This is a genomic window from Streptomyces sp. NPDC003032, from assembly GCF_053591415.1.
On sequence record NZ_JBSFTT010000064.1, the window covers coordinates 1 to 23,103 of the forward strand.

26 protein-coding genes are annotated in these 23,103 nt (G+C 69.1%); 15 read left to right on the forward strand and 11 right to left on the reverse strand.

Going from position 1 to position 23,103, the window contains the following annotated elements; genetic code table 11:
- Positions 1-132 precede the first annotated feature (132 nt).
- Positions 133-756, forward strand: coding sequence for a hypothetical protein (locus ACWDZ7_RS40245; protein ID WP_451803723.1), 624 nt, complete (start codon positions 133-135; stop codon positions 754-756).
- Complete coding sequence (locus ACWDZ7_RS40250) at positions 735-1,076, forward strand: hypothetical protein (RefSeq protein ID WP_451803724.1); 342 nt, start codon at positions 735-737, stop codon at positions 1,074-1,076. Before ACWDZ7_RS40245 ends, ACWDZ7_RS40250 begins: the two co-directional genes overlap by 22 nt.
- Before the next feature lie 73 nt (positions 1,077-1,149).
- Here the strand turns inward: ACWDZ7_RS40250 and ACWDZ7_RS40255 are convergent, their stop codons facing one another.
- Positions 1,150-1,275 carry a hypothetical protein gene (locus ACWDZ7_RS40255; RefSeq protein WP_451803725.1) on the reverse strand — a complete coding sequence of 42 codons (126 nt, stop codon included), beginning with the start codon at positions 1,273-1,275 and terminating at the stop codon, positions 1,150-1,152.
- 159 nt (positions 1,276-1,434) lie between these two features.
- On the opposite strand from ACWDZ7_RS40255, the gene ACWDZ7_RS40260 reads away from it, so the two are divergent.
- Together ACWDZ7_RS40260 and ACWDZ7_RS40265 are read left to right on the forward strand one after the other, a co-directional pair.
- Complete coding sequence (locus tag ACWDZ7_RS40260) at positions 1,435-1,749, forward strand: hypothetical protein (protein WP_451803726.1); 315 nt, start codon at positions 1,435-1,437, stop codon at positions 1,747-1,749.
- An 88-nt stretch (positions 1,750-1,837) separates the two neighbouring features.
- Positions 1,838-1,975, forward strand: coding sequence for a hypothetical protein (locus ACWDZ7_RS40265; RefSeq protein ID WP_451803727.1), 138 nt, complete (start codon positions 1,838-1,840; stop codon positions 1,973-1,975).
- Positions 1,976-1,996: 21 nt separating this feature from the next.
- On the opposite strand, the gene ACWDZ7_RS40270 is transcribed toward ACWDZ7_RS40265, so the two are convergent.
- The gene (locus tag ACWDZ7_RS40270; RefSeq protein ID WP_451803728.1) at positions 1,997-2,383 is read right to left on the reverse strand and encodes a hypothetical protein; all 387 of its coding nucleotides are present in this window, start codon (positions 2,381-2,383) and stop codon (positions 1,997-1,999) included.
- Between the two features lie 326 nt (positions 2,384-2,709).
- Between ACWDZ7_RS40270 and ACWDZ7_RS40275 the strand changes: the two genes are divergently transcribed.
- Positions 2,710-4,389 carry a PcfJ domain-containing protein gene (locus tag ACWDZ7_RS40275; protein WP_451803729.1) on the forward strand — a complete coding sequence of 560 codons (1,680 nt, stop codon included), beginning with the start codon at positions 2,710-2,712 and terminating at the stop codon, positions 4,387-4,389.
- A gap of 484 nt (positions 4,390-4,873) precedes the next feature.
- Entirely contained in the window at positions 4,874-6,064 is a 1,191-nt protein-coding gene (locus tag ACWDZ7_RS40280; RefSeq protein ID WP_451803730.1) for an IS110 family transposase, read from the forward strand.
- A gap of 48 nt (positions 6,065-6,112) precedes the next feature.
- On the opposite strand, the gene ACWDZ7_RS40285 is transcribed toward ACWDZ7_RS40280, so the two are convergent.
- Positions 6,113-6,550 carry a VOC family protein gene (locus ACWDZ7_RS40285; RefSeq protein WP_086765823.1) on the reverse strand — a complete coding sequence of 146 codons (438 nt, stop codon included), beginning with the start codon at positions 6,548-6,550 and terminating at the stop codon, positions 6,113-6,115.
- Between the two features lie 130 nt (positions 6,551-6,680).
- On the opposite strand from ACWDZ7_RS40285, the gene ACWDZ7_RS40290 reads away from it, so the two are divergent.
- Complete coding sequence (locus ACWDZ7_RS40290; protein WP_451803746.1) at positions 6,681-7,049, forward strand: NADAR family protein; 369 nt, start codon at positions 6,681-6,683, stop codon at positions 7,047-7,049.
- Positions 7,050-7,534: 485 nt separating this feature from the next.
- On the opposite strand, the gene ACWDZ7_RS40295 is transcribed toward ACWDZ7_RS40290, so the two are convergent.
- The 7 genes from ACWDZ7_RS40295 to ACWDZ7_RS40325 all read right to left on the reverse strand — a co-directional run bounded on the left by ACWDZ7_RS40295 (position 7,535) and on the right by ACWDZ7_RS40325 (position 14,760).
- On the reverse strand, positions 7,535-9,148 hold the full coding sequence (locus tag ACWDZ7_RS40295; protein WP_451803731.1) for a hypothetical protein: 1,614 nt from the start codon (positions 9,146-9,148) through the stop codon (positions 7,535-7,537).
- The gene (locus ACWDZ7_RS40300; protein ID WP_451803732.1) at positions 9,141-10,025 is read right to left on the reverse strand and encodes a hypothetical protein; all 885 of its coding nucleotides are present in this window, start codon (positions 10,023-10,025) and stop codon (positions 9,141-9,143) included. Before ACWDZ7_RS40300 ends, ACWDZ7_RS40295 begins: the two co-directional genes overlap by 8 nt.
- A 205-nt stretch (positions 10,026-10,230) precedes the next feature.
- The gene (locus ACWDZ7_RS40305; protein ID WP_451803733.1) at positions 10,231-10,551 is read right to left on the reverse strand and encodes a hypothetical protein; all 321 of its coding nucleotides are present in this window, start codon (positions 10,549-10,551) and stop codon (positions 10,231-10,233) included.
- A 295-nt stretch (positions 10,552-10,846) separates the two neighbouring features.
- Entirely contained in the window at positions 10,847-11,239 is a 393-nt protein-coding gene (locus ACWDZ7_RS40310) for a hypothetical protein (protein ID WP_451803734.1), read from the reverse strand.
- Entirely contained in the window at positions 11,236-12,450 is a 1,215-nt protein-coding gene (locus tag ACWDZ7_RS40315) for a recombinase family protein (RefSeq protein WP_451803735.1), read from the reverse strand. The genes ACWDZ7_RS40310 and ACWDZ7_RS40315 overlap by 4 nt, the downstream gene beginning before the upstream one ends.
- A gap of 880 nt (positions 12,451-13,330) precedes the next feature.
- Positions 13,331-13,510, reverse strand: a complete 180-nt coding sequence (locus ACWDZ7_RS40320; protein ID WP_451803747.1) for an antitoxin — start codon at positions 13,508-13,510, stop codon at positions 13,331-13,333.
- 308 nt (positions 13,511-13,818) lie between these two features.
- Positions 13,819-14,760, reverse strand: coding sequence for a LysR family transcriptional regulator (locus ACWDZ7_RS40325; protein WP_451803736.1), 942 nt, complete (start codon positions 14,758-14,760; stop codon positions 13,819-13,821).
- A gap of 158 nt (positions 14,761-14,918) precedes the next feature.
- On the opposite strand from ACWDZ7_RS40325, the gene ACWDZ7_RS40330 reads away from it, so the two are divergent.
- The 8 genes from ACWDZ7_RS40330 (at position 14,919) to ACWDZ7_RS40365 (ending at position 22,547) form a co-directional block, all read left to right on the forward strand.
- Positions 14,919-15,908, forward strand: a complete 990-nt coding sequence (locus ACWDZ7_RS40330) for a fumarylacetoacetate hydrolase family protein (protein WP_451803737.1) — start codon at positions 14,919-14,921, stop codon at positions 15,906-15,908.
- Entirely contained in the window at positions 15,908-16,981 is a 1,074-nt protein-coding gene (locus ACWDZ7_RS40335) for an amidohydrolase family protein (protein ID WP_451803738.1), read from the forward strand. The genes ACWDZ7_RS40330 and ACWDZ7_RS40335 overlap by 1 nt, the downstream gene beginning before the upstream one ends.
- Complete coding sequence (locus ACWDZ7_RS40340) at positions 16,978-17,916, forward strand: VOC family protein (protein ID WP_451803739.1); 939 nt, start codon at positions 16,978-16,980, stop codon at positions 17,914-17,916. The genes ACWDZ7_RS40335 and ACWDZ7_RS40340 overlap by 4 nt, the downstream gene beginning before the upstream one ends.
- Entirely contained in the window at positions 17,913-18,917 is a 1,005-nt protein-coding gene (locus ACWDZ7_RS40345) for a cyclase family protein (protein WP_451803740.1), read from the forward strand. The genes ACWDZ7_RS40340 and ACWDZ7_RS40345 overlap by 4 nt, the downstream gene beginning before the upstream one ends.
- A 50-nt stretch (positions 18,918-18,967) precedes the next feature.
- Entirely contained in the window at positions 18,968-19,927 is a 960-nt protein-coding gene (locus tag ACWDZ7_RS40350) for a fumarylacetoacetate hydrolase family protein (RefSeq protein ID WP_451803741.1), read from the forward strand.
- Positions 19,924-21,075, forward strand: coding sequence for an FAD-dependent monooxygenase (locus ACWDZ7_RS40355; protein ID WP_451803742.1), 1,152 nt, complete (start codon positions 19,924-19,926; stop codon positions 21,073-21,075). Before ACWDZ7_RS40350 ends, ACWDZ7_RS40355 begins: the two co-directional genes overlap by 4 nt.
- Before the next feature lie 118 nt (positions 21,076-21,193).
- Positions 21,194-22,018: a TetR/AcrR family transcriptional regulator gene (locus ACWDZ7_RS40360; protein ID WP_451803743.1), complete on the forward strand. Its 825-nt coding sequence runs from the start codon at positions 21,194-21,196 to the stop codon at positions 22,016-22,018.
- Positions 22,019-22,313: 295 nt separating this feature from the next.
- On the forward strand, positions 22,314-22,547 hold the full coding sequence (locus ACWDZ7_RS40365; RefSeq protein WP_451803744.1) for a hypothetical protein: 234 nt from the start codon (positions 22,314-22,316) through the stop codon (positions 22,545-22,547).
- 9 nt (positions 22,548-22,556) lie between these two features.
- On the opposite strand, the gene ACWDZ7_RS40370 is transcribed toward ACWDZ7_RS40365, so the two are convergent.
- On the reverse strand, positions 22,557-22,910 hold the full coding sequence (locus ACWDZ7_RS40370; RefSeq protein ID WP_451803745.1) for a DUF3817 domain-containing protein: 354 nt from the start codon (positions 22,908-22,910) through the stop codon (positions 22,557-22,559).
- Positions 22,911-23,103 lie beyond the last annotated feature (193 nt).

Consider the following 23,103-nt stretch of genomic DNA (forward strand, 5'->3'; position numbering starts at 1 on the left):
GATCCACGGCCGCGACTGACGCTTCGCCATGACCTGACCAACGAGCCACCAAGCCGATAGTCACTTGATCAACAGCTTTTGTTAGAGCCAGTAAGTGGCCGGAATCAACCCACCTACAAAGTAAGGACGCCGATGATCACCGTCGAATTCACGCCGAAGGACATCCCCGCCTTGCGCCGGGCCGCGAAGTTCCTGCGCCGCACGGAACTGAACCTGCCGGACACAACCGACTCCAAGACCCACGACGCCATCCTCATCTCCGCTCTGCGGCTGGACGACCAGGCCGACGAGCTGGGCGGGCAGGCCCCGGATCCGACCGTGAACGGGACCCGGCGCCCGATCTTCAACCAACTCGTCGCCCCCGAGGCCGGCGGACCCATGTGCCACGAAGAGGCGAAGGCGCTCCTCGACGCCCACGAGGACGCGGTCCGGGCCGCCGCCGCGGTGGGCGCGCTCCGCCTCCAGGGCGCGATGCTCGCCCTGCACCCGAAGACGGCCGACCCCCGGCACGGGTGCTGCGCGACGCCGAAGGTCTGCAAGGGGACGCACGGGCCGGAGTGCCGGAGCAGCGAGCACACGATCGGTGGCCAGGTGCCGTGGCCGTGCAAGTCGCTGCGCGCCGTCGGCATCAGCAGCGACGCCGACGCCGAGGCCGTGCGCCAGGCCCTGACCGCCCTGGAGCGGGAGAGCGACCCCGACGGCTACCCGAGCCGAAGACGAACCGCGGTCGCGCGGTGCACGCCACCAGGCAGATAGACGACGGCATCGGCGACGCCGGCGCGTGCGGCATGTACTTTCCGTGGGACACGGAGAGCAGCCTAGAGGCCCCCGGCACCGACGTGTCGTGCCAGGCCTGCGTGAAGGCACTCCTCAGCAAGCGCGAGGAGGCCGAGGCCGCGGCCGCCGCAGAGGCCACGCACCGCTGCACCCTGCCGCCGAACCGGTTCCTGCCCTGCGGCTGCTGCCCGCACCAGGTCTGCGAGGACTGTGAGCACTGCGCCCACACGTGCGAGTGCGGCACCGGCGGAACCTCGGCCTTGCTGCGCGACGCCGGCGGACAGCACCCCAATGCCTAACGCACGCAGGCCAGCCGCCGCTGTTGGAGCCAGCGGCGGCCGGGTGCCCCGACCATACGCACGCGACCAGGAGCTACACCATGACAACCGACCCGCAGACCGCCGCCTCGAATGCCGCATGGATCGACGGCGACCCGCTGATGGAGCCGATCGCCGCCGCTGTGTGGGCGCACTGCGACACCGAGAACAGCATCGTCACGGACGACCCGCGGACGATCGCCGCGGTTGCTGCGGCTGTGGCCCGCGCGATGCAGCCTGTGCTCGTCGACCGGGCCGCAATCCTCGCCGAGGCTGCCGACGAGCTGGACGCTACATCGCCCGCTACCGCAGCCCCAGCATCGCGAACTGGACGGGCGCCGTGGCGTTCCTGCGCCGGTTGGCAGCCGAGGCGCAGCCCACCATCGAGGCGCACCCCGCCGAGCACACCTGGCGCGCCGAGCTGCACGATCCGCTCGCCAACGAGTGGGCGCCCGGTACCTGCTACATCAACCGAGACTGCGCCGTGAACGCCCTGGCCCACGCCCGCTCCGTCGGCCCGACGTGGAGTGACGGCATGCCGACCCGGCGTCGCCTCGTCCGCGCGACCACGACGTACACCGTCGAGCCCGATACCGAGCCCGCCGCCGGAGCGCGGCAGGACAGGGCGCAGACGCAGGAGGAGCGCCACGGCTGACTACACGTCCGAGACGGTCACCCGCACCATCCGCCGCTGGATCATCCCCCGGACCCTACCGCGCGCCCGCTGCTGAGATCGGCAAGGCGTGGGCGATCGCCTAGCGGGCGTACCGGCAGCGCTACGAGATCCTGACGAGCAGCCGCTCGCCGACAACGTGCTGCGCTTCCACGTCCGGGACGAGGAGATCGTCATCTGCTTCGAGACCGAGGAGCCGCGCTCATGATCGCCGCGCTCCTCGCTCACCTCATCCGCCACGGCCGCCGCACCCACACCGCCACCGCAGGCGGCCGGTACTGAACGCACTGCGCCCACCCGCTCGCACCGGGCCCGGTTGTCCTGCTGGCGGTGGCTGCACCGAGACGGCCGCTGCCCCCGTCACGACCGGTCGTGCTGGCCTCAATGCCCGCAGGGGCCCGGTGAAGGCGTCGCCGACCTCGGACGCCTGGCTGCGGCACCACATCGGCGTCTGTATCTGGAAGGCGATCTTCTCGGGCGGGTAGTCGCCTGCGTCGGTGCGCTTGCCCGGCTCAAGTGCTGCGTGTGTCTTGACCGATTCACCCTCGTCGAAGACCTGCACGATGGCGGCGGTGGAGCGGACGTCCACCCGGCGGCCGATCAGCATCCAAGGCACCGAGTAGAGGACGACTCGGGAGCCACGCGCATCGAGCGCGTCGCCTGGCGAACAGCACAGCCAAGATCCCCGCAAGGGCCGCCGACGGGAGTTCTCCTTTTTCGCACGCTCAGCCCCGGCTTCTCACTCCGAGTCGGTAGGGGTGTGCATTCCTTGTCAAAGGGCCTTTCGCTCGACATGACTTCGAATCGACAGGCGATCTCGAATGGCCTGACAGGGGGACGAGTCGGAGGGGAGGGAATCGGATGAGACGCGGGCAGTGCGCTGCAAGGCAGCGCCGGGGGTCTCCCTGCCGAATCCATCACATCTTCCCGGGGGAGACCGCCATGCCCGAGCGCACTGAGCACGCCCTGCTCTACATCAAGTATGTCGACGACGCCCTTGCCGAGCAGGGCGTCGTCGCAGTCGAAGGCGCGGTCTCCGGCATCAGCCTGAGGATCCTGGCGCGGGCTCTACCTGACGGCCGGACGTCCGTCGCCGTCTCGCTCTACAGGCGCATGCACCGCATGCGCGCCTCGGGCAAGGCATTCCACTACTGGACCTCAGAGAAGCTCACGTCGATGGCCCGCACGAAGAAGGGCCTCGTCGTCCTGCGCGAGATCGACCGCCGCACCGGCAAATCCAACACCCGCCATGTCTTCTCCGAGACCATGGTCGAGTCCTGGATTCGCGGACTGTCCGGGACGCTGCAGCTGTGGATGCGCGGCAACCCGCAGGCCCGCCGGCTCGAAGGACCGGAGCCTGAGGGAGTCGACAACGCCGTGGACCAGGCGATCGCCGCGATCCGCGAACACATCGGCGAGCTGCCCAACTGGAACGACCGCTTCCCGTTGCTCAAGGACGGCCGGCGGGATCGTGCGGCCTCCGCCTACCTGCCCTATCTCGATGCCCACGACCATGCGCAGGTCGCGAAGAACCTCTTCGGCGTGTGCGCCTACCGTCGACCACTGGCCCGCGAGGTGGAGCGTCTGGACATCAACACCCTGAACTGGTTCGCCATGTTCCGCGGGCTGGTGCCCGTGGACTGGCTCATCGATGCCATGCGCACGACGAAGACAGTCGGCGGCCGCGACCTGATGCGCCAGCCGTCGCTCACATCCCTACAGCAGCGAGGCATCCGCTCGATCCTGCGCCGGACTCCGCAGCCGGTGCTGCGACGGATCCTCAACGAGTCCGTCCACCAGGCGCGGCGCACGCTGGCCGATGCAGCCGACTGCACGGCTCACCGTTTGGCCGTCACCCGTGACCTCGACCTCCTTCCAGAGATCATCGCTGCCCGCGGGCAGCGCCGGGTCCGCAGTTCCCGTGACCTCGAGCACCTGGTCCGGGGCCTGCCCGCAATCGAGCGCTGGCACGACCCCCGGGGCCGCACGGCCCAACGCGTCATACAGGAGGAGATCCACGCCCTTCGCGAGATGGAGCACTACAACCGCGAGATCCGGCTGCTTCCCGAGGGCACGGCCCAGGTCGCTGACTGGGACCGCTGGAAGGACGAGGCGTTCCGCGTGCAGGCGTTGGGTCTGATCGAGGACCGTCGGCACGAGCTGATGGCTGCCCGCGATCGTGAGCGCTATGAACGCGAGGAGGCCCGCCGCCTCGAGCGGATCGCGAAGCAGGCCCAGCGCCACCAATGGGCACTGCAGACGGCCGCACTGCTGGATGGTCGGAAAGCAGCCCCCGGTCTGAGCCTCGTCGTTGCCCATGATGCCGAGACGCTCTCCCGCTGGGGTGCGATGCTCAACAACTGCATCGGCGCGTACGCCGGCGAGCTGGAGCTGGATGTGTTCGCCGCGGTCTGCGAAGCAGACGGCCGCGTGCGTCTGAACCTGCAGATCACGCAGTCGCATGGGGTAGAGCAGATCCTCGGGAAGTACAACCGCGACGCCGTGCGCGAGCTCGGCGAAGCGGCCCAGCAGGTCATCGACGGGCTGGTCGCCATGGAAGTCAGCTTCCACTCGGATGCTCTGGGCATGGCCGGGCTGCGACTGCCCCAGAGGACCCACTGACGCCCAATCTCTACATGGACCCCGACTTGGTGCTCCGGCATCAGGTCGGGGTCCTTCTCTTGCTTCCCGGAATGCCGGAGGAGCACGTGGACTGCAGGGAACCTCTTTTCTGGTCTCCTGCCGCTCTGTAATCAGCACAGCTGATCCGGGAGACGACTCGCAGGTATGAACCCATGAGACGTCAGGAGTGACCACCGTGGCCCAATACAGTCAGATGCCTATGTTCACCGACACCCTCGGCTTCCTCTCGAACTTCCCTACGTTGTTCTGCGGGACGTGGTGAGCCCTTCGTATGGTTCATCCACCCAGGGGCGTCGGGTGTGGCTTTCAAACTTCTGCCACTTGTGGCTTCCATCGATTGGCCGCCCGACGCCCCACGACGACTCGGCTGCCAATTAGGAATTGCGAATGATCGCTACGTAGGGAATCGACAGCGAGGTCGTCCGTGGGAGGCGCCAGCAACACCACCACACGGAGGCACCACATGGCCGCGATCTGGGCCGGCATCGACGCAGGCAAAGCCCACCATCACTGCGTCGCGATCGACGAGAGCGGCCGCCGGCTGCTGTCGCGACGCGTCGCCAACGACGAACCCGAACTGCTCGAACTCCTCGCCGACATCCTGGCCCTGGGTGACGAGGTGACCTGGGGCATCGACCTGGCCGACGGCGGAGCCGCCCTGGCCATCGCGCTCCTGGTCAACCGCGACCAGCCGGTCCACTACATCTCCGGCCGGGCCATTCACCGCGCCTCCGAGAGCTACCGCGGCGAGGGCAAGACCGACGCGAAGGACGCCGCCGTCATCGCCGACCAGGTCCGCGTCCGCCGCGATCTGCATCCGCTGCGGGCCGGCGACGACACCGTCATCGATCTCAAGATCCTCACCGGCCGCCGCATGGACCTGGTCGCCGACCGCACCCGCACCGTCAACCGCCTCCGTGCCCAGTTCACCGGCATCTTCCCCGGCCTGGAGCGGGCCCTGGACCTCACCAACACCGGCCCGCTCACCCTGCTGACCGGCTATCAGACCCCCGCGGCTATTCGCCGGATCGGCGTCAAGCGGCTGGAGACCTGGCTGCGCAACCGCCACGTCGTCCGCCCCGATCGGCTCGCCGAAATCGCTGTCCAGGCCGCCGAACGGCAGCACACGAGCCTGCCCGGCGAGAAGCTGGCCGCCACGTTGGTACACACGCTGGCGAAGGAAGTGATGAGCCTCAACCAGCAGGTCGCCGAGCTCGACAAGGCCATCGAGACCCGGTTTCGCGACCACCACACCTTCGAGGTGATCACCAGCATGCCCGGCCTGGGCATCATCCTCGGCGCCGAGTTCCTGGCAGCCACCGGCGGCGACATGACGGCGTTCGGCACCGCCGACCGTCTCGCCGGCTTCGGCGGCGTCGCCCCGGTGCCCCGCGATTCCGGAAAACTGAGCGGGAACCTGCGCCGTCCGCAGCGATACAACCGCCGCCTCCAACGCGTCTTCTACACCTCGGCGTTGTTCAGCATCCGCCACTGCGAGGAATCCCGGCGCTTCTACGATCGCAAACGTGCCGAGGGCAAGCGCCATACCCAGGCCGTCCTGGCTCTCGCTCGCCGCCGCGTCAACGTCCTCTGGGCCCTTCTGCGCGACGGACGGCGCTACGAGCCAGCTCCGCCGGCAAGGGCTGCCGCATAGAAAGGGACGCGACACGCTGCGCGCGGCCAGTTGGCCTGACCGACCCCGTCAGACCAGGCAAAACTCGTTACCCTCCGGGTCTGCCATCACCACGTGATCCGGCCTGCCCTGCAACTCGTCCTCGCGGACCACGGTCGCGCCCGCAGCGGTCAACCGCTCCACCGCCTCGACCACGCGCGGCCAGCGCACCTCCCACGGGGTTTCACGGCCGCCACCAACTTGCACGTCGATATGCAGCCGGTTCTTCGCCACCTTCGGCTCCGGCACCTTCAGCAAGGACAAGGTGGGGCCCACGCCGTCCGGATCTGAGAGGTACGCCCCGTCATCCCACTCGTCCTCCGGAACCTCATGATGCGAGAACCACTCCTCCCAGCTCCCGAACCCTGCGGGCGCGGGCTTCTCCTCGTAGCCCAACGCCAGCGCCCAGAACGCGGCCAGTTTCCCCGGGTACGCGCAGTCGATCGTCAAGCTCCACTTGGTCGCCATGAGCCCTCCCCAGTCGGATGAACGGACTGTACCGCGCACCTCCGACATCTCCTGCCCGCTACCTCAAGCGTGCGCCGCGGCTTGACGAACGGCATTAGGAATCGATGAGACGCCCTTCTTCGTCCCGCCGCTGGGACGCGAAGCTGCCTCCGGTGAACACGCATTCAACGCACTGAAGACCCTCGATCCCGCTGAGCAGAACCACGTGCTCAGTGCTCCGACTCCCGGCGAAAGCAAGGGGCGGGGCCGCCGGGTGACGCTGCGCCCCGGCTGGAACACCGGAATGCGCGTCTGGGCCATGCAGCGTGTGCTCATGGCCAAGTTCGTTGTCCCCGGCCTGAGCCAGCGGCTCGTCGCCACCGGTGACCTGATGCTCGTCGAGACGAATCACTGGCATGACCAGTTCTGGGGCTCGTGCTTTTGTCCGAAGCACGAGCAGGTCCAAGGCACGAACATGCTTGGCGAGTTGCTGATGGCCATTCGCGCACACCACAGCTGACGGTCAGTTGTCACACCGGAGGCCCTCCCCCGGCAGAGCGTCATGCTCCGCTGCGGGGCGGGCTTCCTTTTTCACTTCCCGCTCTGATGCTGAAGACAGTGCAGCGAAGACCCCAACGCCCGGAGGGCTTGCTCCGACGGTGGGGTCTCTTTTTCCGCGGCCCTGCGTGTGCCTACGGCCTGAACCACACCGGGGGTCGACCGTCGTACCTGCCTTGAAGAAGATCTCGGGGGCCTCGCCGATGCGTCGCGGCGCGGCGTCGCTGGCGAAGTCGGGGAGAGAAGTTCGTTCCTGCGTGATCGTCATCGCTGCACCTTCAGAGCATCAACGGGCTTCCCGGTGGTCCCTTGCAGCGTCGTGCCCAGGAGCTGCTGTGATCCACGGGTGGCTCGGACCAGGCGGCGCGGATATGACGGCCTTGCCGGTGGATTCACGGTGCTGGAGGGCTTCAATGGCCCCGGATGTGAGCTTGCTGATTTTCATGCTCAGTTCTCTACCTTCTCCTTCGCATGGTCCTCGACCTGGGCGGCCCTGTCGGCGCGCTCGGCCTCTTCGACCTGGTTGTCCTTGACGGGGTAGACGCGCCCATCAGCGGAGCGGTAGAGCGTCCCGGCTTCGATCAGCGGCAGTACCCGCGCGGGGCTGACCATGCGTCCGGCGTGCGCGAACTTGTCGCCGTCGCGCTGCCACAGCAGACCAACGGCGGCAATCTCGATGATCTCGGCATCGCTGCCCGGGGTGGCGGTGGGTAAGAACTCGCGGGAGACATGGAGGGGTTCGCCGCCGTCGGCCTGGTCGTTGTCCTCGTCGGGGGTGACGTCGTCGCCCGCGAACGTCACAGCGTCGAGTACCCACGCGCGAGCCTCTGACATCGCCTTGAGTTCGGTTCGGTCCCCCTTTCCGTCGAGCGTGCCGCCCGTGGAGAACTCCCAGCCTTCCGGCATCCACTTCCACAGCATCCGCACGACTCGGCCGCGCTCCTCGTCCACGTCGTGGACTTGCACCACGGCCGCACTCGCAGGGTGGACCAGGGTGCGCGACATCCACCGGCCGGACTTCTCGGCCTGGGAGATCAGCGCGACCGCTTCCGCCGGGAGCCGCTTGGACTCTTCATCGAGGCGGGCCGCCTTCTCCTCGGCCGCCGCCTTCTCAGCTTTCTCGGCCTCCTCGTCCACCGGGGTTTCCCGCAGCCAGTACTGACGGGCGGACAGCAGCCGGTACGGCTGCCCCTTCACGTCGTCGTGGGCGGTGTCGGTCTCCGGCTCGGTGACGGCCTCGGTCTTCATCACCCGGGACCACAGGCGGTATGCCCGCTCCCCGTCCTCTGTGAGGCCGAAGGCGCGCACACCAGGCGCCACGGCGAACACCTTCACGTACCCAGCCGACCACAGCGCCGGAATGCGGTCCCGCTTGATACGGGCCGACACGTCGGCACGGTCCGGGCTGACGTCGTACGCCTTGAATCCCCCGCGCGTCTCCCTGACCTTGCCCTCACGGATCCAGCCCAGCGCCCGCCACTGGTTGCGGGAGAAGCTCAGGGCGGCGGCCCGCTCGATCTCGGCCGGTGTGACCACGCCCTCATCACGGCGCGCGTGGTCATCGGCGTGCAGCTGGGCTGCGTACTCGGCGTCGGCCCGGTTGTCGAACTGCATTGCCGCGTTCTTGCATTCGGTTTCATCGCCGAACTTGTCCACCCACACAGTCACGGGGGCGTGCCGGGTGCACTCGACACCCCAACGGGTCTCCGCCAGGTCGAACGCGGCGGCTCGGGCGAACGCCTCACCGGTGTACACCTCACCAACAGCCATCGGCTCGGCGTCGCTATCGTCACCGGTCGCGGCCGGCCCGGGGGTGGAAGCAGCGACCGGGGCGTCCACCGGCTCACCGTCGGCGTGCCTGCGGACGATGTCCCGGACGTCTTCAACGGCAAACTCGCCGTCGATCACGGACGGGGTACCGATCCGGTCGCCGTTCGGGGCGACGATCACCCACGGCCACACCTCGCGATCCTCATGAACCACCGTGTACACCGCGCCGCGCGTGATCGCGTGCCACAGGCCGTCAGTGATCCGCTTCACCCTGATCCGCCGCTTACCCACCGTGCCCCGAGTCCTTCCGTGTGTTGCTGCTCTGCTGTGTGTTCGTGCTGCCTGCCGGGAGGGCGGGGAAGTCCTCGATCCCCCGCGCTGCCAGTTCCCGGCATTCCCCGCACCGCCAGTCCATCGGCCATACCCCCCGGCAGCACCGGCGCGGCGTCCTGGCCTCCGCCTCCCGGGCCGCCTCACGCCGGGCCTCCCGGCGGTCCCGGATCCGTGCGCGCCGCATCAGTGCCTCGGTCCGCTGGCGCGTCTTCTCCGCCTCGACGGCCGCCCGCTCCGCGCTCTTTCGGGCGACGGCCAGGCGGCGGCGTTCCTCACTTCCCCCGGGGAGCACCGGCAAGGCGTGCGCGTCCTGCCCGGCGTGGCTGTCCCACTGACGGGCGCGGCGAGCCTTGCGAACCGACGCCATGACGTCGGCCTCATCGCGCAGCACGCCCGGCCCGGCAGCCTCGGCGAGCCTGAGCACCTCGTGTCCGTCCTCCGTCGCCACGACCAAGCCCGAGGAGTGACGCGCGAGGTATCCGCAGCGGGCGAGCAGCCGCACCCGCTCACCCTTGACCCGCCGCCCTGTACGGCCGTCCGCTTCGACCGCGCGGAACCCGGAACCGTCGGCCTTCAGGCCACCGGCTGCGGCCAAGCGGACCGATGCCACGAACGCAGCACTCCAGCCGAGAGCGGCCATGGTGCGGGCCGCGTCGTACGGCTCCGTCACCTGCCCCCCAGCAGGCAGAGCCAGCCGGGCGCGGGCACCCGCATCTGGGCCCGCGTCGCTCTCCGCCACCCCCGAGCCAGTGAGTTCGGCGAGGGCAGCGACAGCGCTACGGGCAGCCTCGTTGGCCCGATCCGCCCAGACCGCGGGTTCTTGCGTGATCGTCATCGCTGCACCTCCAGAGCAGCAGAGGATCTTTCGGTGATCTCCTGAGGCGACGCGATGAGCAACCGCCGTGATCCACGGACGGCCTGGCCCAGCCTGAGCTTCCGGCCCCAACCGCCCATGACACGAGCGAGAGTGGGCCACGACTCGAAGGTTTCCAGCGTGAGGACGTCGCGACGCCGCACCACCGCGGGGATGTGCAGCAGCGTCAGATGGACTGGCCGAGCCGCTCGTTACCGAGCTCCAACTCCATGTAGAGGCGGCCAAGCACGTCACAGGGATCGCGTTCCATCTCTGTGGTCACCAGCGCCAGGGCGTGCACGAAGCGGTCCAGCTCTGTTCTGCTGTAGCCGCCGGCGATCTGGAGGTACTGCCCTTCGCGGGCTTCCCAGGACTCGCTCCCGCGGACGTCCACGGCGTTGCGCAGAGCCAGCGCCGCCATCTCGACGAAGTTGTCGAAGACTCCGCTCATCCGCTTCGCGCCGGTGTTCGCCGCCAACAGCTTCACGATCTCTCGGTAGCCGCTCATGGTCTGGGCACCAGAATGGCCGGAGCCTGGGAGGTCCGGACGACACAGTGGACCTCCGGATCGAATCCTCTGTCCAGGGTCCGTCTCGACGTCGGCAGCCGGTAGTTCCAGCGCTGGCACCAGGTATCGGCCCCCGGCTGCTGCATTTCGAGTTGCTCGGCAAGTCCTGCTCTGACGTAGGGGATCGAGTCCTCGGGTTTGGAGTTCGCTTCGACCCAGTGCTGGTAGGGAAAGACGCGCAGGTTCCAGGAACCCTGAGTGGCGGGCCGCAGGAATCCGTACGGGCGTCCGTGAGTCATACGGTGCCCTCGGCTGTCGTGGCTGATTCCGCAGGAGGCTGCGAGTCGTCCTTCTTCGCCTGCTCGGCGAGGATCTGTTTCACCAGCCAGGCCGGTGCCCGTGTTGCCAGGGCGATGTCGCGCCGCGTGGTACGGCGCAGGGCCAGGGAGTACACCGCGGCACGCAGGGCCTGTTCTCGGGCGTCGTCGGCGGTCCGGAGCGTCTCCAGTTCCGGTGTCACCGGGGTGAGCGTGACCTCTGCCCTCACGCCGACGAGTTCGAGCCCCTCCACGGCGTTCGCCTCCGTCGCCCGTAGCGTCCGCCCGTGTGCGTAAACACCGTGCTCGGCAAGATGCGTCACCCAGGTCCGGCCGCGCCGGTGGGCCTGGCCCTCGATGGTCTCGCTCACGCCGCGCTCCCCAAGTCCTCGATGACCTGCTGGACGAGCGTGTCCGGCACCGGCGCGGGCAGGACGATCTGCTGGTTCCCGATCCGGTACAGCGTGTGCGTGGCGCTGCTGCTGACCGCGGTGACGGTGAGCCCAAGCCGGGAGGCTGCGGCCTGGATCCGCAGCAGCGGGCCGCCTTCGACGCCCGCGCGCAGTCCCGCGGTGACCTCCTGGGCCTGCATCCACTCCTCCAGGCTCACCACCGGCTTGTGCACGACCTTCGGCGACCACACCCACTGGGAAATGGGGTTGCGCCTTGAGAACCCGGCGCGGCCGGTGCGGTTCGCCCGCCGGTTGTACACCTGATAGCCGGTCAGCTTCGGGTTCGCGACCAGCCCCTCGACCCTGTTGTAGGTCCACTCACCCTCGATCGGGTACCGGTCGGGCTCTGCCTGGAGGATCGCGACGATGTCCGCGCCCTTCAGGTGCTCCTCGCGCCGGAGGCGGCACAGCTCCCGGGTGGCGTCGAACCGGCGCTCCTCGGGGTGCGGAATGAGCTTCTTCTTCGGCCGCATCTCCCCGAACCGGCCCTGTCCCCGAACCGGGGCATCCTCGTCGACCACCGCGACGTAGGGGTAGGGCGGGTAGCCGTGGTTCCAGCCGTTGATCGCATGCTGGAACTGGCCCCCCATCGACATCTCGATCATCGTCGCGCGGTAGATCTCCGCCTCGGCCTGCCCGTACCTGCGCGTACGCAGCCGGCCGGACTCGGTGCCGCCCGTCGGCTCGTTGGCGTAGATCACCTCTGCCCCGAGGCGCTCCAGCTCGTGCTCCACGGTGAGGCTGGTCAGCATGGCGCGCGCCACGCGATCGGACCTCTCAGCCAGGACATGCGTGATGCCCATCTGCTCGGTGCGGTCCACGAGGTCCTGGAGGCCGCCGTCCCGGGGCGTTGGCACGCCGAGCCCGTCGTACATCTCCTGTGGTCCCAGGCCTCTCAAAGCCGCAGGCAGCATCCCGGACTCGACATCCCAGAAGTGCGCTAAGAACTCTTCACCGGGGTCGAGGCGTTCAGCGGCGAGGACGACTTGCCGCGGAATAGACGAGGCGGGAAGCTGCCGGTCCTTGGTGGAGACACGGCCGAGGAACACCGCGCGGCGAGGACGCGCGTCGGCCTGCTGGTAGTTCGGCAGGTGACTGAGGTCGATGGGCGGGGCGAACGGGTTAGTCATGACGTTCCTACGGACTCGGAGCGGACAGTGGTCCCGTGCCGCGGAGCTGGAAAAGCGGGCCCAGTGAGCCGGAGCCGCGTGCGATGCGGACCGATAGTTCGCGCGTACTTGTGGCAGCCACCGTGGTACAGCGCCGCTGCCCCGACCTCCTCGAGCGCCCGAGCGAGCCATCGCGTGCCATCTTCCTCGGCTCGGCGAGCGGTGGCTCCGAGTGCGATGAGGCGTCGCTCGATTGCCGCGTGACCGGTCTCGTCTCGGCGGACCTTGGCCACTGAGCGGTCGAAAGCGCGCGAGTTCGCACTTTCCTGACAGGTCCAACAGCTGAACCTGCGCGTCGTCGCGGAGTTGAAGCCCTGAACGAGGCGGGTTCGTCTTTGCTCACGTGGTGTCGGGGATTTATCGAACCGTGGTTGCACCAAGGTTGATCGTGGTCTTGGGTGGTGCGTGGTTGGTTGCACCTGGCGGGTGTCTCCGCCATGGCTGCTACAGCAGCGAACAAGCCTCACGCGGGGAGTGCGACATATGGCTTTGTCGTCACTATGACCCGTCTGGCTCGCCGGCGAGGTCGGCTTCGGCCATTGCTGCCTCAATGGGGCGATCAGTAGGAACCGGCGGCGCAATGGGCGCGGTGACAGGCATGAGCGCTGGGTTCAGATGCCGCAACGCAACACGGTGCTGCGCAGTCTGCACGAGATCAGTCTGGCTGCTTAATTCGGTGGTTCCTTGACGTCGGCATAGCCGCGACCTTCATCGCCCATCGCCGACTCACCAACTGTCACGACCTCTAGGTACCGCTGAAGAAGCAGCCGCTCGGTAGAAGACCTCAGGGCTCGGAGAGGTTCCCGGCGCGAACGCCGGGGACCTCTCCGCAGGGTGCTGCTCAGTGGCCGGCCGTCGTGCCGTCTTCTCCGTAGGAGCGGCGGGCCGTGTCGGCGGCCTTGTCAATCTGCGCGTCGTACTTGTTGCCGGTCCGGTCATCGACCGCACGTTCGGCGCTTTCAGAACCCTTGTCGGCCTGGTCCGGGTGGCTGGGCCAGCTCCTTGGCCTTGTTCGCCATATCGCTCAGCTTGCCCATGAGATGCCTCCTGCGGTGTTGCCGGTGTAGTCGTTCGCCCTACGCCGCAACGCGTATTCTTCACTCGCGGCAAGAACTCTCGCGGCCTCGCGGCCACGCTGAGGCAGAGCTGGCAGCCCTGGCTGACCTCCTCACCGCCCACGGCCTGGTCCTGAAGATGCCGGGCCCCTGCCCGGCATCAATGAACCCACCGGGCCGGACAAGTTGTCGTTCCCGTCTTTCGCGGCGATGGCGGAAACCGAGCGGGAGAACATCCGCAAGTCCACGGCGCCCCTGGCCGGGCAGCCCGCGCTCATGCTGTGGTCGCAGCTCGCGGGGGGTGGGGCAGCGGATCCAGCGCCGCCGCGACTCGGGACAGCAGATCGAGCAGCCACCGGTGTCCCCGGTCCAGCTGCTGGCGTGGATGCCACCACGCGGCCTGGGTCAGCGTCGGTATGGGCACCGGCAGTTCGATGCGGCGCAAGGGTGCATCCGGTGTCGCACGCAGGTCGCGTTCGTGAGCCAGGGCCAGCAGGTCGCTGCCGACGACCAGGCGATGCAGTGCGGTGAAGCTCTGTACGGTGACGGCGCTGTGGCGGTCGAGTCCGAGCGCCGCCAGGTGCGCGTCGACGGGGGAGGACTGCGGGGACAAGCTGTACGGCACCACCCAGCGGGCGTCCAGGACGTTCCGTTGGGTGAGCTGCTCGGGGGTGATGGTGTTCTCCGCCCATGCCACGCACACCCACTGATCGGTGTAGAGGTCCCGGCTCGGTATGCCGGACAGCAGGCCCCGCGCCATGATCAGGACGTCGAGGTCGCCGAGGACGCCGAGAGGGTCCCCCAGGACGGTTGGGCCGAGGGTGCGGAAGTCGATGCTCGCGCCGGGAGCGGCCCTGCGCAGGGCGGCTACCAGGGGCGGACCGAGCGTGGTGAGGACGGAGTCGGAGCAGTGCACCGTGAAACGGCGGTTTGTCGTCGCCGGATCAAAGTGCGGCTGTGCGGTGAGCAGCCCGGACAGTCGCTCTACGGTGTCGTTCAGGTCGGACCGCAGCGCCAGCGCGAGCGGGGTCAGCTCGTAGCGGCTGCCCACGCGTTCCAGTAGCTGATCATCGAAATGGCGGCGCAGCCGGGCGAGTGCGGCGCTCGTTGCCGGCTGGCTGAGCCCGACCTGTTCACCGGCCCGGGTCACGTTGCGCTCTTGTAGCAGCGCCCGCAGGACGACGATCAGATTCAGATCGAGTGCCGGAAGCTCCACTCGCCCTCCAAGACGGGGACCCGGCAGGCATCGGCTGCGTGGATGCCTGACCATACGGATCATTTGTTGGCCCTGAGAGGGGGCCGGACAGCATGCTGCTGTTCATATCGACGTTACACGGACCTCGACGCTGCACAGCCCTGCGAAGGAGCACGCTCATGGTGTCCTCGATCGACCACGCCGGGACGTGGGCACTCGGGACCTTTGCCCGTTCCCACCGACCTGGCCAGCCAGAATTCCCCGGTCTGGTGTGTCGGGACCGGGTGCTGGACCTTTCCGCGGACAAGCGGGTGGGCCACCCGGCGTCCGTACGGCGGTTGCTAGCGGACTGGGAGGCTGCACGGCCGGCTCTGGACACGATCGCCGCGGATTCCCCGCGGGGCGACTGGATCCCGTTGGCGGATCTGCGAGTCGCCGCCCCCGTCGAGCCCCGCCAGATCTTCCAGTGCGGTGCCAACTACCGCACCCATGTCATCGACCTCGCCGTCAAGCACCACGACCCGTCCGACGGACGCACTCCCGAGCAGGTGCGCGCGGGCGCCGCCGCGCAGATGGACAGCCGCCTGGAGCACCCGCCGTACGTCTTCACCGGCCTGCCGAGTGCGATCTGCGGCCCGTACGACGACGTGGTTCTGCCCGAGCACGGCCGGCAGCCGGACTGGGAGCTGGAACTGGCGGCCGTCATCGGCCGCCGGGCGCGCCGCCTGGACCCGTCCGAGGCGCTCGACGCCGTCGCCGGGTGGGTCATCGTCAACGACCTCACCCTGCGCGAACGGGTCCTGCGCCGCGACATGCCCGAACTGGGCGCGGACTGGCTGGCTTCCAAGAACGCTCCCACCTTCCTGCCGACGGGCCCGGTGATCGTGCCGCGGGCCGCCGTGCCGGACCCCGCCGACTTCCAGCTGACCCTGCGGCTCAACGGCCAGGTCATGCAGGACGAGTCGACCAAGGACATGATCTTCGACGTCGCACGGATCGTGGCCCACTGCTCGGCCGTCGCCACTCTCCTGCCCGGCGACCTGGTCCTCACCGGCAGCCCGGCCGGCAATGGTCTGGTGCACGGCCGGCTGCTGCGGCCCGGTGACGTGATGGACGCGAGCGTCACCGGCCTTGGCGCGCAGCGCAACGCGTGCGTGGCGGAGGTCTGATGAGCAACCAGCCAGCCAGGGGTCCCGCAGCCGACGTCGCGATACCAGCCGTCGACGTCCACGCCCACCTCGGTGTGCCCGCCGTCGACGAACTGATCGCCAGCGAACCCGGACTGGCCCGGCAGCGCCAGACCGACGCGGCGGCACTCGGCCCCGACTCGCTGGCGGTGAACGCAGCACAGCTGAAGTCCCTCGCTGCCCGGCTCACCGACCTAGACCTCAGGCTGGAGGCGATGGACCGGGCTGGTGTGGACATCCAGGCGGTCAGCGCCGTACCGCTGCCGCACTCCTGGGCGGACCGGCACCTCGCCGCGCGCATCACCGAGGTGACCAACGAGACGGTCGCGGCATACTGCGCGAAGCGCCCCGACCGGCTGGTCCCGATCGGCACCATACCCCTCCAGCACCCCGATCTCGCCGTGCGGCACCTGCAGGCCGCCGTCTCGAACCTGGGCGTGCGAGGTGTGCAGATCTCCACCGCCGCCGCACCCGGCGTAGAGCTGGACGACCCGTCTCTGGGGGACTTCTGGGCGGCGGCCGAGGAACTGGGGACGGCCGTTCTCATCCACCCCTGGGGCTGCTCTCTCGGTGCGCGGCTGGGCGACTACTACCTGTTCAACACGGTCGGCAATCCCGTGGAGACGGCGCTCGCTCTCTCCCGGATCGCCTTCTCGGGCCTGCTCGAACGCCACCCCCGCCTGCGGATCTGGGCCGCGCACGGCGGCGGCTACCTGCCCACCTACCTCGGCCGCGCCGACCACGCCTGGCACACCCGCCCCGACGCCCGCACCACCACCGAGCCCCCCAGCGCGCAACTGCAGCGGATCTGGGTCGACTCCCTGGTCTACGCCCCGCACCAGCTGCGCCACCTCGTCGAGGCACTGGGGGCGACCCAGATCACCCTCGGCAGCGACTACCCCTTCGACATGGGCGTCGAGGACCCCGTCGACCGGCTGACGGCCGCAGGGCTGGACGCTGCCACCACGTCCGCGATCCGCGGCGGCAACGCCCTGCGCCTCCTTGGTTCCCTGCCCGGCTTCAACTCCCCGCCCACCACTGGAGGTGTCCGATGACGGACCGCCTGATCACCCATCTCCGCCACGTCGATCTGGCGGTGCCCGACTTCGACAAGCAGCGGGAGTTCTACACCACGCTGTGGGGCCTCACCCAGGTCGCCGAGGACGACGGCATCGCCTTCCTGGCCGCCGAGGGCTCCCCGGAGCAGTACATCGTCCGGCTTCGCCGGGACGCCGAGAAGCGCCTTGACCTCATCTCCTACGGCGCCAGGGACCGCGCCGCCGTGGACACCCTTGCCGCCAGGCTGGCCACCGGCGGCGTCCAACTGGTGCACGAGCCGCGGCAGATGGACGCCCCGGGTGGCGGCTACGGCTTCCGGTTCTTCGACCTCGACGGCCGTACCGTCGAGGTGAGCGCCGACGTGGCCACCCGCACACACCGCAGGATCGAGGAACGCGAGTCGATCCCGGTCCGTATCTCCCATGTCGTCGTCAACTCCGCCGACCCGCAGGCCACCCGCGCCTTCTACGAGAAGCACCTCGCCTTCGACCTCTCGGACGTGCTCACCCTGCTGCGGATGGGCGACCTGATGTACTTCATGCGCTGCAACCCGCAGCACCACAGCCTCGCCATCGCCCGCGGCCCGCACACATCCCTGCACCACATCTCCTTCGAGATGCGCGGCCTGGACGAGTACATGCGCGGTTCCGGCCGGCTGATGCGGGCCGGCGTGCGCAAGATCTGGGGCCCCGGCCGCCACATGGCTGGCGACAACACCTTCTCCTACTTCCTCGACCCGCACGGCAACACGATCGAATACACCACCGAGCTCGAACTGCTCGACGAGGACATCTGGCACCCCTACCACTACGACGTCTCCCAACCGGAGAACCAGGACCAGTGGGGCACCGCCAACCCGTTCGGCGAGCTGGTCGCCAAGGAGAGCTACAACGACGTCGACCGTGGCTGCTTCATAGCGCCGCCGGTGTGAGGCACACCGTGAGCACCCTCTTCGACGAATACGGGACCGACGCCGAGGCCGCCATAGCCGAGGCCGCTGCCCGCTACAGCAACTGGAACCGCTGGGGAGGCGACGACGCCCTCGGTACCGTCAACTTCCTGGACGACACCGTGCGGGCCTGTGCCGCGCCCCTGGCCCACCGGGGTGTCACCTTCTCGCTGTCCCTGCCCCTGGACCACACCGGCCCGCAGAACGGCTGGCGCCGCCGGGTCAATCCCGTGCACACCATGCTGTCCACCGGGCAGGACACCGCTGAGCAGATGGGCACGCCACACGGCCTGACCGCTGCCGACGACACGGTGTTCATGCCGCTGCAGTGCGGCACCCAGTGGGACGGCCTGGGCCACGTCTTCGACCACGGCATCGGCTGGAACGGCCGCCGCGGCGCCGACACCGTCACCAGCGAGGGCGACTCGGCCACCGGCATCGAGCACCTCGCCGCCCCGCTGGTGGGCCGCGGTCTCCTGCTCGACGTCGGCCGCGCACTCGGCGCGGACGGGGAACTCGACGACGGCCAGCCGATCACCACCCAGGACCTGGCCGCCACGATCCAGCAACAGGGCCCCACCGCCGAGGTGCGCCGGGGCGACATCGTGCTGGTCCGCACCGGACAGCTCACCCGCGTACGCCGCGCCCTGGCCCGGGGCACGGGCTGGGGCACCTACGCCGGCGGCCCGGCCCCTGGCCTGTCCTTCGGCACCGCAGGCTGGCTGCACGGCTCCGAGATCGCCGCGATCGCCACCGACACCTGGGGCTTCGAGGTCCGGCCCAACGAATTCCCCGACTCTTTCCAGCCACTGCACCAAGTGGCGCTGCCGCACATCGGGCTGCTGGTCGGCGAGATGTGGGACCTGGACACCCTGGCCGAGGACTGCGCGGGCGACGGCGTGTACGAGTTCTGGCTCGCCGCCCAGCCGCTGCCGTTCACCGGCGCGGTCGGCTCCCCGGTCAACCCCGTCGCCGTCAAGTGACCCCTCACCCCACGCCTCCCACCCAGGCATTGAGCCACGAGGACACACCGTTGAAACTCACCACACTCCGCACCGAAGCGGGCCCGCGGGTCGCGATGGCCGACGGCGACGCCGTACGGGTCCTGCCGACCTCCGAGACCCTGCTCCAGGTGATCGAGGGCGGCCAAGAGGCCCTGACCGACGTGGCCCGCCGGGCCCGCGACGCTAAGGCACTGCCCCTGGCGGAGGCAACCTTCGCCGCACTCCTCCGGCCGCCCTCCATCCGCGACTACCTCACCTTCGAGAACCACATCGCGGTCCTGATGTCGGCCGACGCCGCCGACGGGGCCGTCCCCGAGGGCTGGTACGCGGAGCCTGGCTTCTACTTCTCCAACCCCATGGCCGTCGTCGGCCCGTACGACGCCGTGCCCGTGCCACCCGGCTCACAGCGCTTCGACTATGAGTTGGAGATCGCCGCGGTGGTCGGCCGCGCGGGATCGGACCTGTCCCCGGCCCAGGCCCGCGACCACATCCTCGGCTTCACCATCATGAACGACTGGTCCGCCCGCGACCTCCAGCGCCGCGAGCTGACGCTGCCGCTTGGCCCGTCGAAGTCCAAGGACACCGCCACCACCCTCGGGCCGTGGCTGGTGACCGCCGACGAGTTCGCCGACGCATGGGACACCGACGGCACCCTGGCGCTCACCACCGAGGTCCGGCTCAATGGCAATTGCACCGGCGGCGACACCACCGCCAACATGGCGTGGACCTTCCCCGAACTCCTCGCCTATGCGTCCCGCGGCACCGTCGTCCGTGCCGGCGACGTCCTCGGCTCCGGCACCTGCGGCACCGGCTGCCTCGCTGAACTGTGGGTGTCCCACCCCGACACCGCACCGCCGGCACTCACGCCAGGCGACACCGTACGCATCGACATCGAACACATCGGCCACGTCGAGAACAGCATCGCCCCCGGGCCGGCGCCCGTGCCCCTTCCGCCGGCCCGCTCCCGACGCGTGGGGAGCTCAGCATGAGTCAGGTCTCCCGAGTCCTCGTCCAAGGCGCCGGAATCGGCGGGCTCGTCGCCGCCACCGCCCTGGCCCAGCGCGGCTATCACGTCGACGTTGTCGAACACCGCCCGCCCGGTGCGGTCCTGGGCGTCGGTCTCAACCAGCCCGGCAACGCCCTCTGCGTCATGCGCGAGATCGGAGTCCTAGACGACTGCCTCGAACGCGGCTATCAGTACAGCGACCTCCGCCTGATCACCCCAGAAGGTGCAGCTGTCGACATGCCGCCCCCGGGGTTCCCAGGTGTGCCTCCCAACAACGGCATCCAGCGCCGCGAACTCTGCGGCGTCCTGCTTAATGGCGCACGGAAGGCCGGTGCCCGCCTCTATCACGGAACGACGCTGGCCGAAATCCAGGAGGAGGACGACGGCGTCCAAGTCACCTTCGCCACCACGGTCGACAGCGTCACCGTGCCCGAGAATGCTCGCTATGACCTGCTGGTCGGCTTCGACGGCATCCGCTCGCAGGTCCGCCGTCATGTGTTCGGTGACCGTTACGAGGCCGAGTACACCGGCTTCACCTGCTGGCGCATCAGCCTGCCGCGGCCGGCGGAACTCGACCGGATCGTCTACTCCTTCTGCGGTGACATCAAGACCACGCTCATCCCGCTCAGCGCGACCGACTCCTACGTCGCTCTGGTCGCGCCACAGGAGCAGATCGGTGCGCGGCCCACTACGAGCCAGATCGCGGACACCATCACATCCCTGCTCAAACGCTTCACCGGCTGGATCGGCGACCTGGCCGGAGTCGTGTCCGACGCCTCCGCCTCCGCCGCCTGCAGCCCCATCGAGCAGGTGACCTTGCGCGAGCCGTGGTACCGCGGACGTATCGCCGTCGCCGGTGACGCTGCCCACGCCAGCAGCCCGCACATGGCCCAAGGAGCGGCGATGGCCGCCGAGGACGCCGTCGTCCTCGCCCAGTGCCTGGACGCGGAGCAGGATGTGGAGAAGGCTCTGCGGACTTGGTGGGAGCGGCGCATGCCCCGGGCAGGGTTCGTCCAGGACTACTCGGCCGCCCTGCTCCGCAGCGAGTCGGGCGTGCCGACGCCACAGGACGAACAACTGCTGCGCATCCCGATGCCGGCCGCTCAAGCCAGACTGGCGGAACCGTACTGATATGTGTGAAGAGGAGGGAGCTGTGTTGCGTCCCGGGGGATGCCGTGCTTGCTGAGCGCGTCGAGCTGGGAGTCGAGTTCCTGCCCCCGCGTCGAGCAACGGGGCGTAGCCGATGCGTATGTCCGCGCTCGGCAGCTCCGGGTCGATGGGCGCCGGGGGCAGGGTGCCCGGCCGCCACGGCCGGCCCGGGCCGCGGTCGGCCGTAGTCGCGATTCGCAGCGCCTTCTCTCTCCTCGATCAACGCGAGCTTGAGTTGCCGCGGGCCGCCTTCTGGGTTACTTTCGATACGCAACCGTCGCGTATCGAAACTGGGAGTTGTGTGGCAAGCGCATTGAGCGGTTCGGTATGTGGCGGCGCGGCCGGGACGCCTGTCGTGGGGCGGCCGCGTGACACCAGCCGTGACCTGGCCATTCTTGACGCGACGCTGGCGCTGCTGACCGAGGTGGGCTACGAGCAGCTGTCCATGGAGGGGGTGTCGAGCCGTTCCGGGGCGGCGAAGACGACGATTTACCGGCGCTACCGCGACAAGGCCGCGCTGGTCGTGGCCGCGGTCGAGTACCGCTCGAACGCCGCGCCTCCCGAGCCTGCTGCCAGTGACTTGCGCGGAGACCTTCTCGGGCTGGTTACCTGGCTGGGCCGGCAGATCGCTGAGCAGGAGATCGGACTGTTGGGGGCGCTGTTCGCCGGGATGCGCAGTGACGCGCGCCTTGCGGAGGAGATGCGCCGCATCCTGCGGCGGGATGAGGCGGTGGTGACCGACGAGTCCCTGCGCAAGGCGCTCAGGCACGGAGAACAGCTGACGCCCAAGGCCGCCGAACTCTTCGCCGAGGTCGCCCCGGCCGTGATCGTCCACCGCATCGTGATGGGGGGCGAGCCGTGCGACGAACCCTTCGTCGAGCATCTCGTCGACGACATACTCCTGCCGCTCCTGCGCAGCCACTGACACCACCGCGCCCGCGTATGCGGGGAAATGAAATAGCTCCGTGGATCGCGCTGCGCAACGGCTTCTACGCCCACAGCCCCACCTGGCTGCTCGGACCCTGCCAGCAGACCGGCAGCATCGACGCCCCGGCCGACGGGCCGGTTTCCTGGACGGAGCGCACGGATGCCGCTGAAGCGGCAGCGGTCATCCTGGCGCCGCGTCTTCGACGACCCGGTCACACTCACCGCACGCCAGGCCGTGACGTTCGACGACGCCGCCGCGATGGCATCGGCGGCCATTGACCGTGAGATCACGCGTGTCACGGATGGACGGCGAGGCATGGATCGCGGACAGGGCCGCCGCCGGTACACCGGAGGCGATGGCTCGGATGACGCTCACCACCTTCCAGGCCGCCCGTCAGGGCCGCTTCGCGGGAGTCGATTCGCTGCTCGCCGAGCTGCTGGGCCGCGAGCCCCGCAGCCGACCAGCTCGCCGCCCCGAACGCCGTCTGAAAGAGGAGGCCAGGCTCCTCATCTGGCTCTGCTCGTGATCAATACACCTAGGCTCCGGGTTTGGGGAGCTGGTGGGCGATGCGGCGTTCGGCGTAGAACGCGGCGGTGGGGATGGTGCCGGCGAGCAGGACGGCGGTGAGCCTGCCGATGGACCATCCGGCTTTGGTGCCGTAGTCGAAGGTGCACAGCAGGTAGATGAGGTAGCCGACGCCGTGGATCTGGGCGAGGGCGAGGGTGGCGCCCTGGGCGGTGTCGAAGCCGTATTTGAAGACCATGGATATGCACAGGGCCAGCAGCAGGGTGCCGGAGATGTAGCTCAGGGCCTGGTAGCGCCGTCGTTTGGCGTGCAGAGGGTCGGCTTGGTGAGTGTTCGGGGGCTGAGAGGGGGCAGGGCGGGTCACGGACGTCTCCTGTGGCTGGGATCGGCCGTGCCCAGCGTATGGAGGCGCTGTAGTGGGCTTGATGGCCGACAGTGGGCTGGGCGCGGGCGGTGCTCGCTGGTGTGTCCGGCCGTGGGGGGGGGGGGCGGGGCGGGCCCCCGCGCGCGGGGGGGGGTGGTGGTGGTGGGGTGGTTGGTGTGGGGGTGGTGGTTGG

Excerpts from the sequence above, each read along its gene's own strand:
- ACWDZ7_RS40245 (WP_451803723.1), top strand. The coding sequence starts at position 133 with ATGATCACCGTCGAATTCACGCCGAAGGACATCCCCGCCTTGCGCCGG.
- ACWDZ7_RS40275 (WP_451803729.1), top strand. The coding sequence starts at position 2,710 with ATGCCCGAGCGCACTGAGCACGCCCTGCTCTACATCAAGTATGTCGAC.
- ACWDZ7_RS40280 (WP_451803730.1), top strand. The coding sequence starts at position 4,874 with ATGGCCGCGATCTGGGCCGGCATCGACGCAGGCAAAGCCCACCATCAC.
- ACWDZ7_RS40285 (WP_086765823.1), bottom strand. The coding sequence starts at position 6,550 with ATGGCGACCAAGTGGAGCTTGACGATCGACTGCGCGTACCCGGGGAAA.
- ACWDZ7_RS40300 (WP_451803732.1), bottom strand. The coding sequence starts at position 10,025 with ATGACGATCACGCAAGAACCCGCGGTCTGGGCGGATCGGGCCAACGAG.
- ACWDZ7_RS40305 (WP_451803733.1), bottom strand. The coding sequence starts at position 10,551 with ATGAGCGGCTACCGAGAGATCGTGAAGCTGTTGGCGGCGAACACCGGC.
- ACWDZ7_RS40315 (WP_451803735.1), bottom strand. The coding sequence starts at position 12,450 with ATGACTAACCCGTTCGCCCCGCCCATCGACCTCAGTCACCTGCCGAAC.
- ACWDZ7_RS40330 (WP_451803737.1), top strand. The coding sequence starts at position 14,919 with ATGGTGTCCTCGATCGACCACGCCGGGACGTGGGCACTCGGGACCTTT.
- ACWDZ7_RS40335 (WP_451803738.1), top strand. The coding sequence starts at position 15,908 with ATGAGCAACCAGCCAGCCAGGGGTCCCGCAGCCGACGTCGCGATACCA.
- ACWDZ7_RS40340 (WP_451803739.1), top strand. The coding sequence starts at position 16,978 with ATGACGGACCGCCTGATCACCCATCTCCGCCACGTCGATCTGGCGGTG.
- ACWDZ7_RS40355 (WP_451803742.1), top strand. The coding sequence starts at position 19,924 with ATGAGTCAGGTCTCCCGAGTCCTCGTCCAAGGCGCCGGAATCGGCGGG.
- ACWDZ7_RS40360 (WP_451803743.1), top strand. The coding sequence starts at position 21,194 with ATGTCCGCGCTCGGCAGCTCCGGGTCGATGGGCGCCGGGGGCAGGGTG.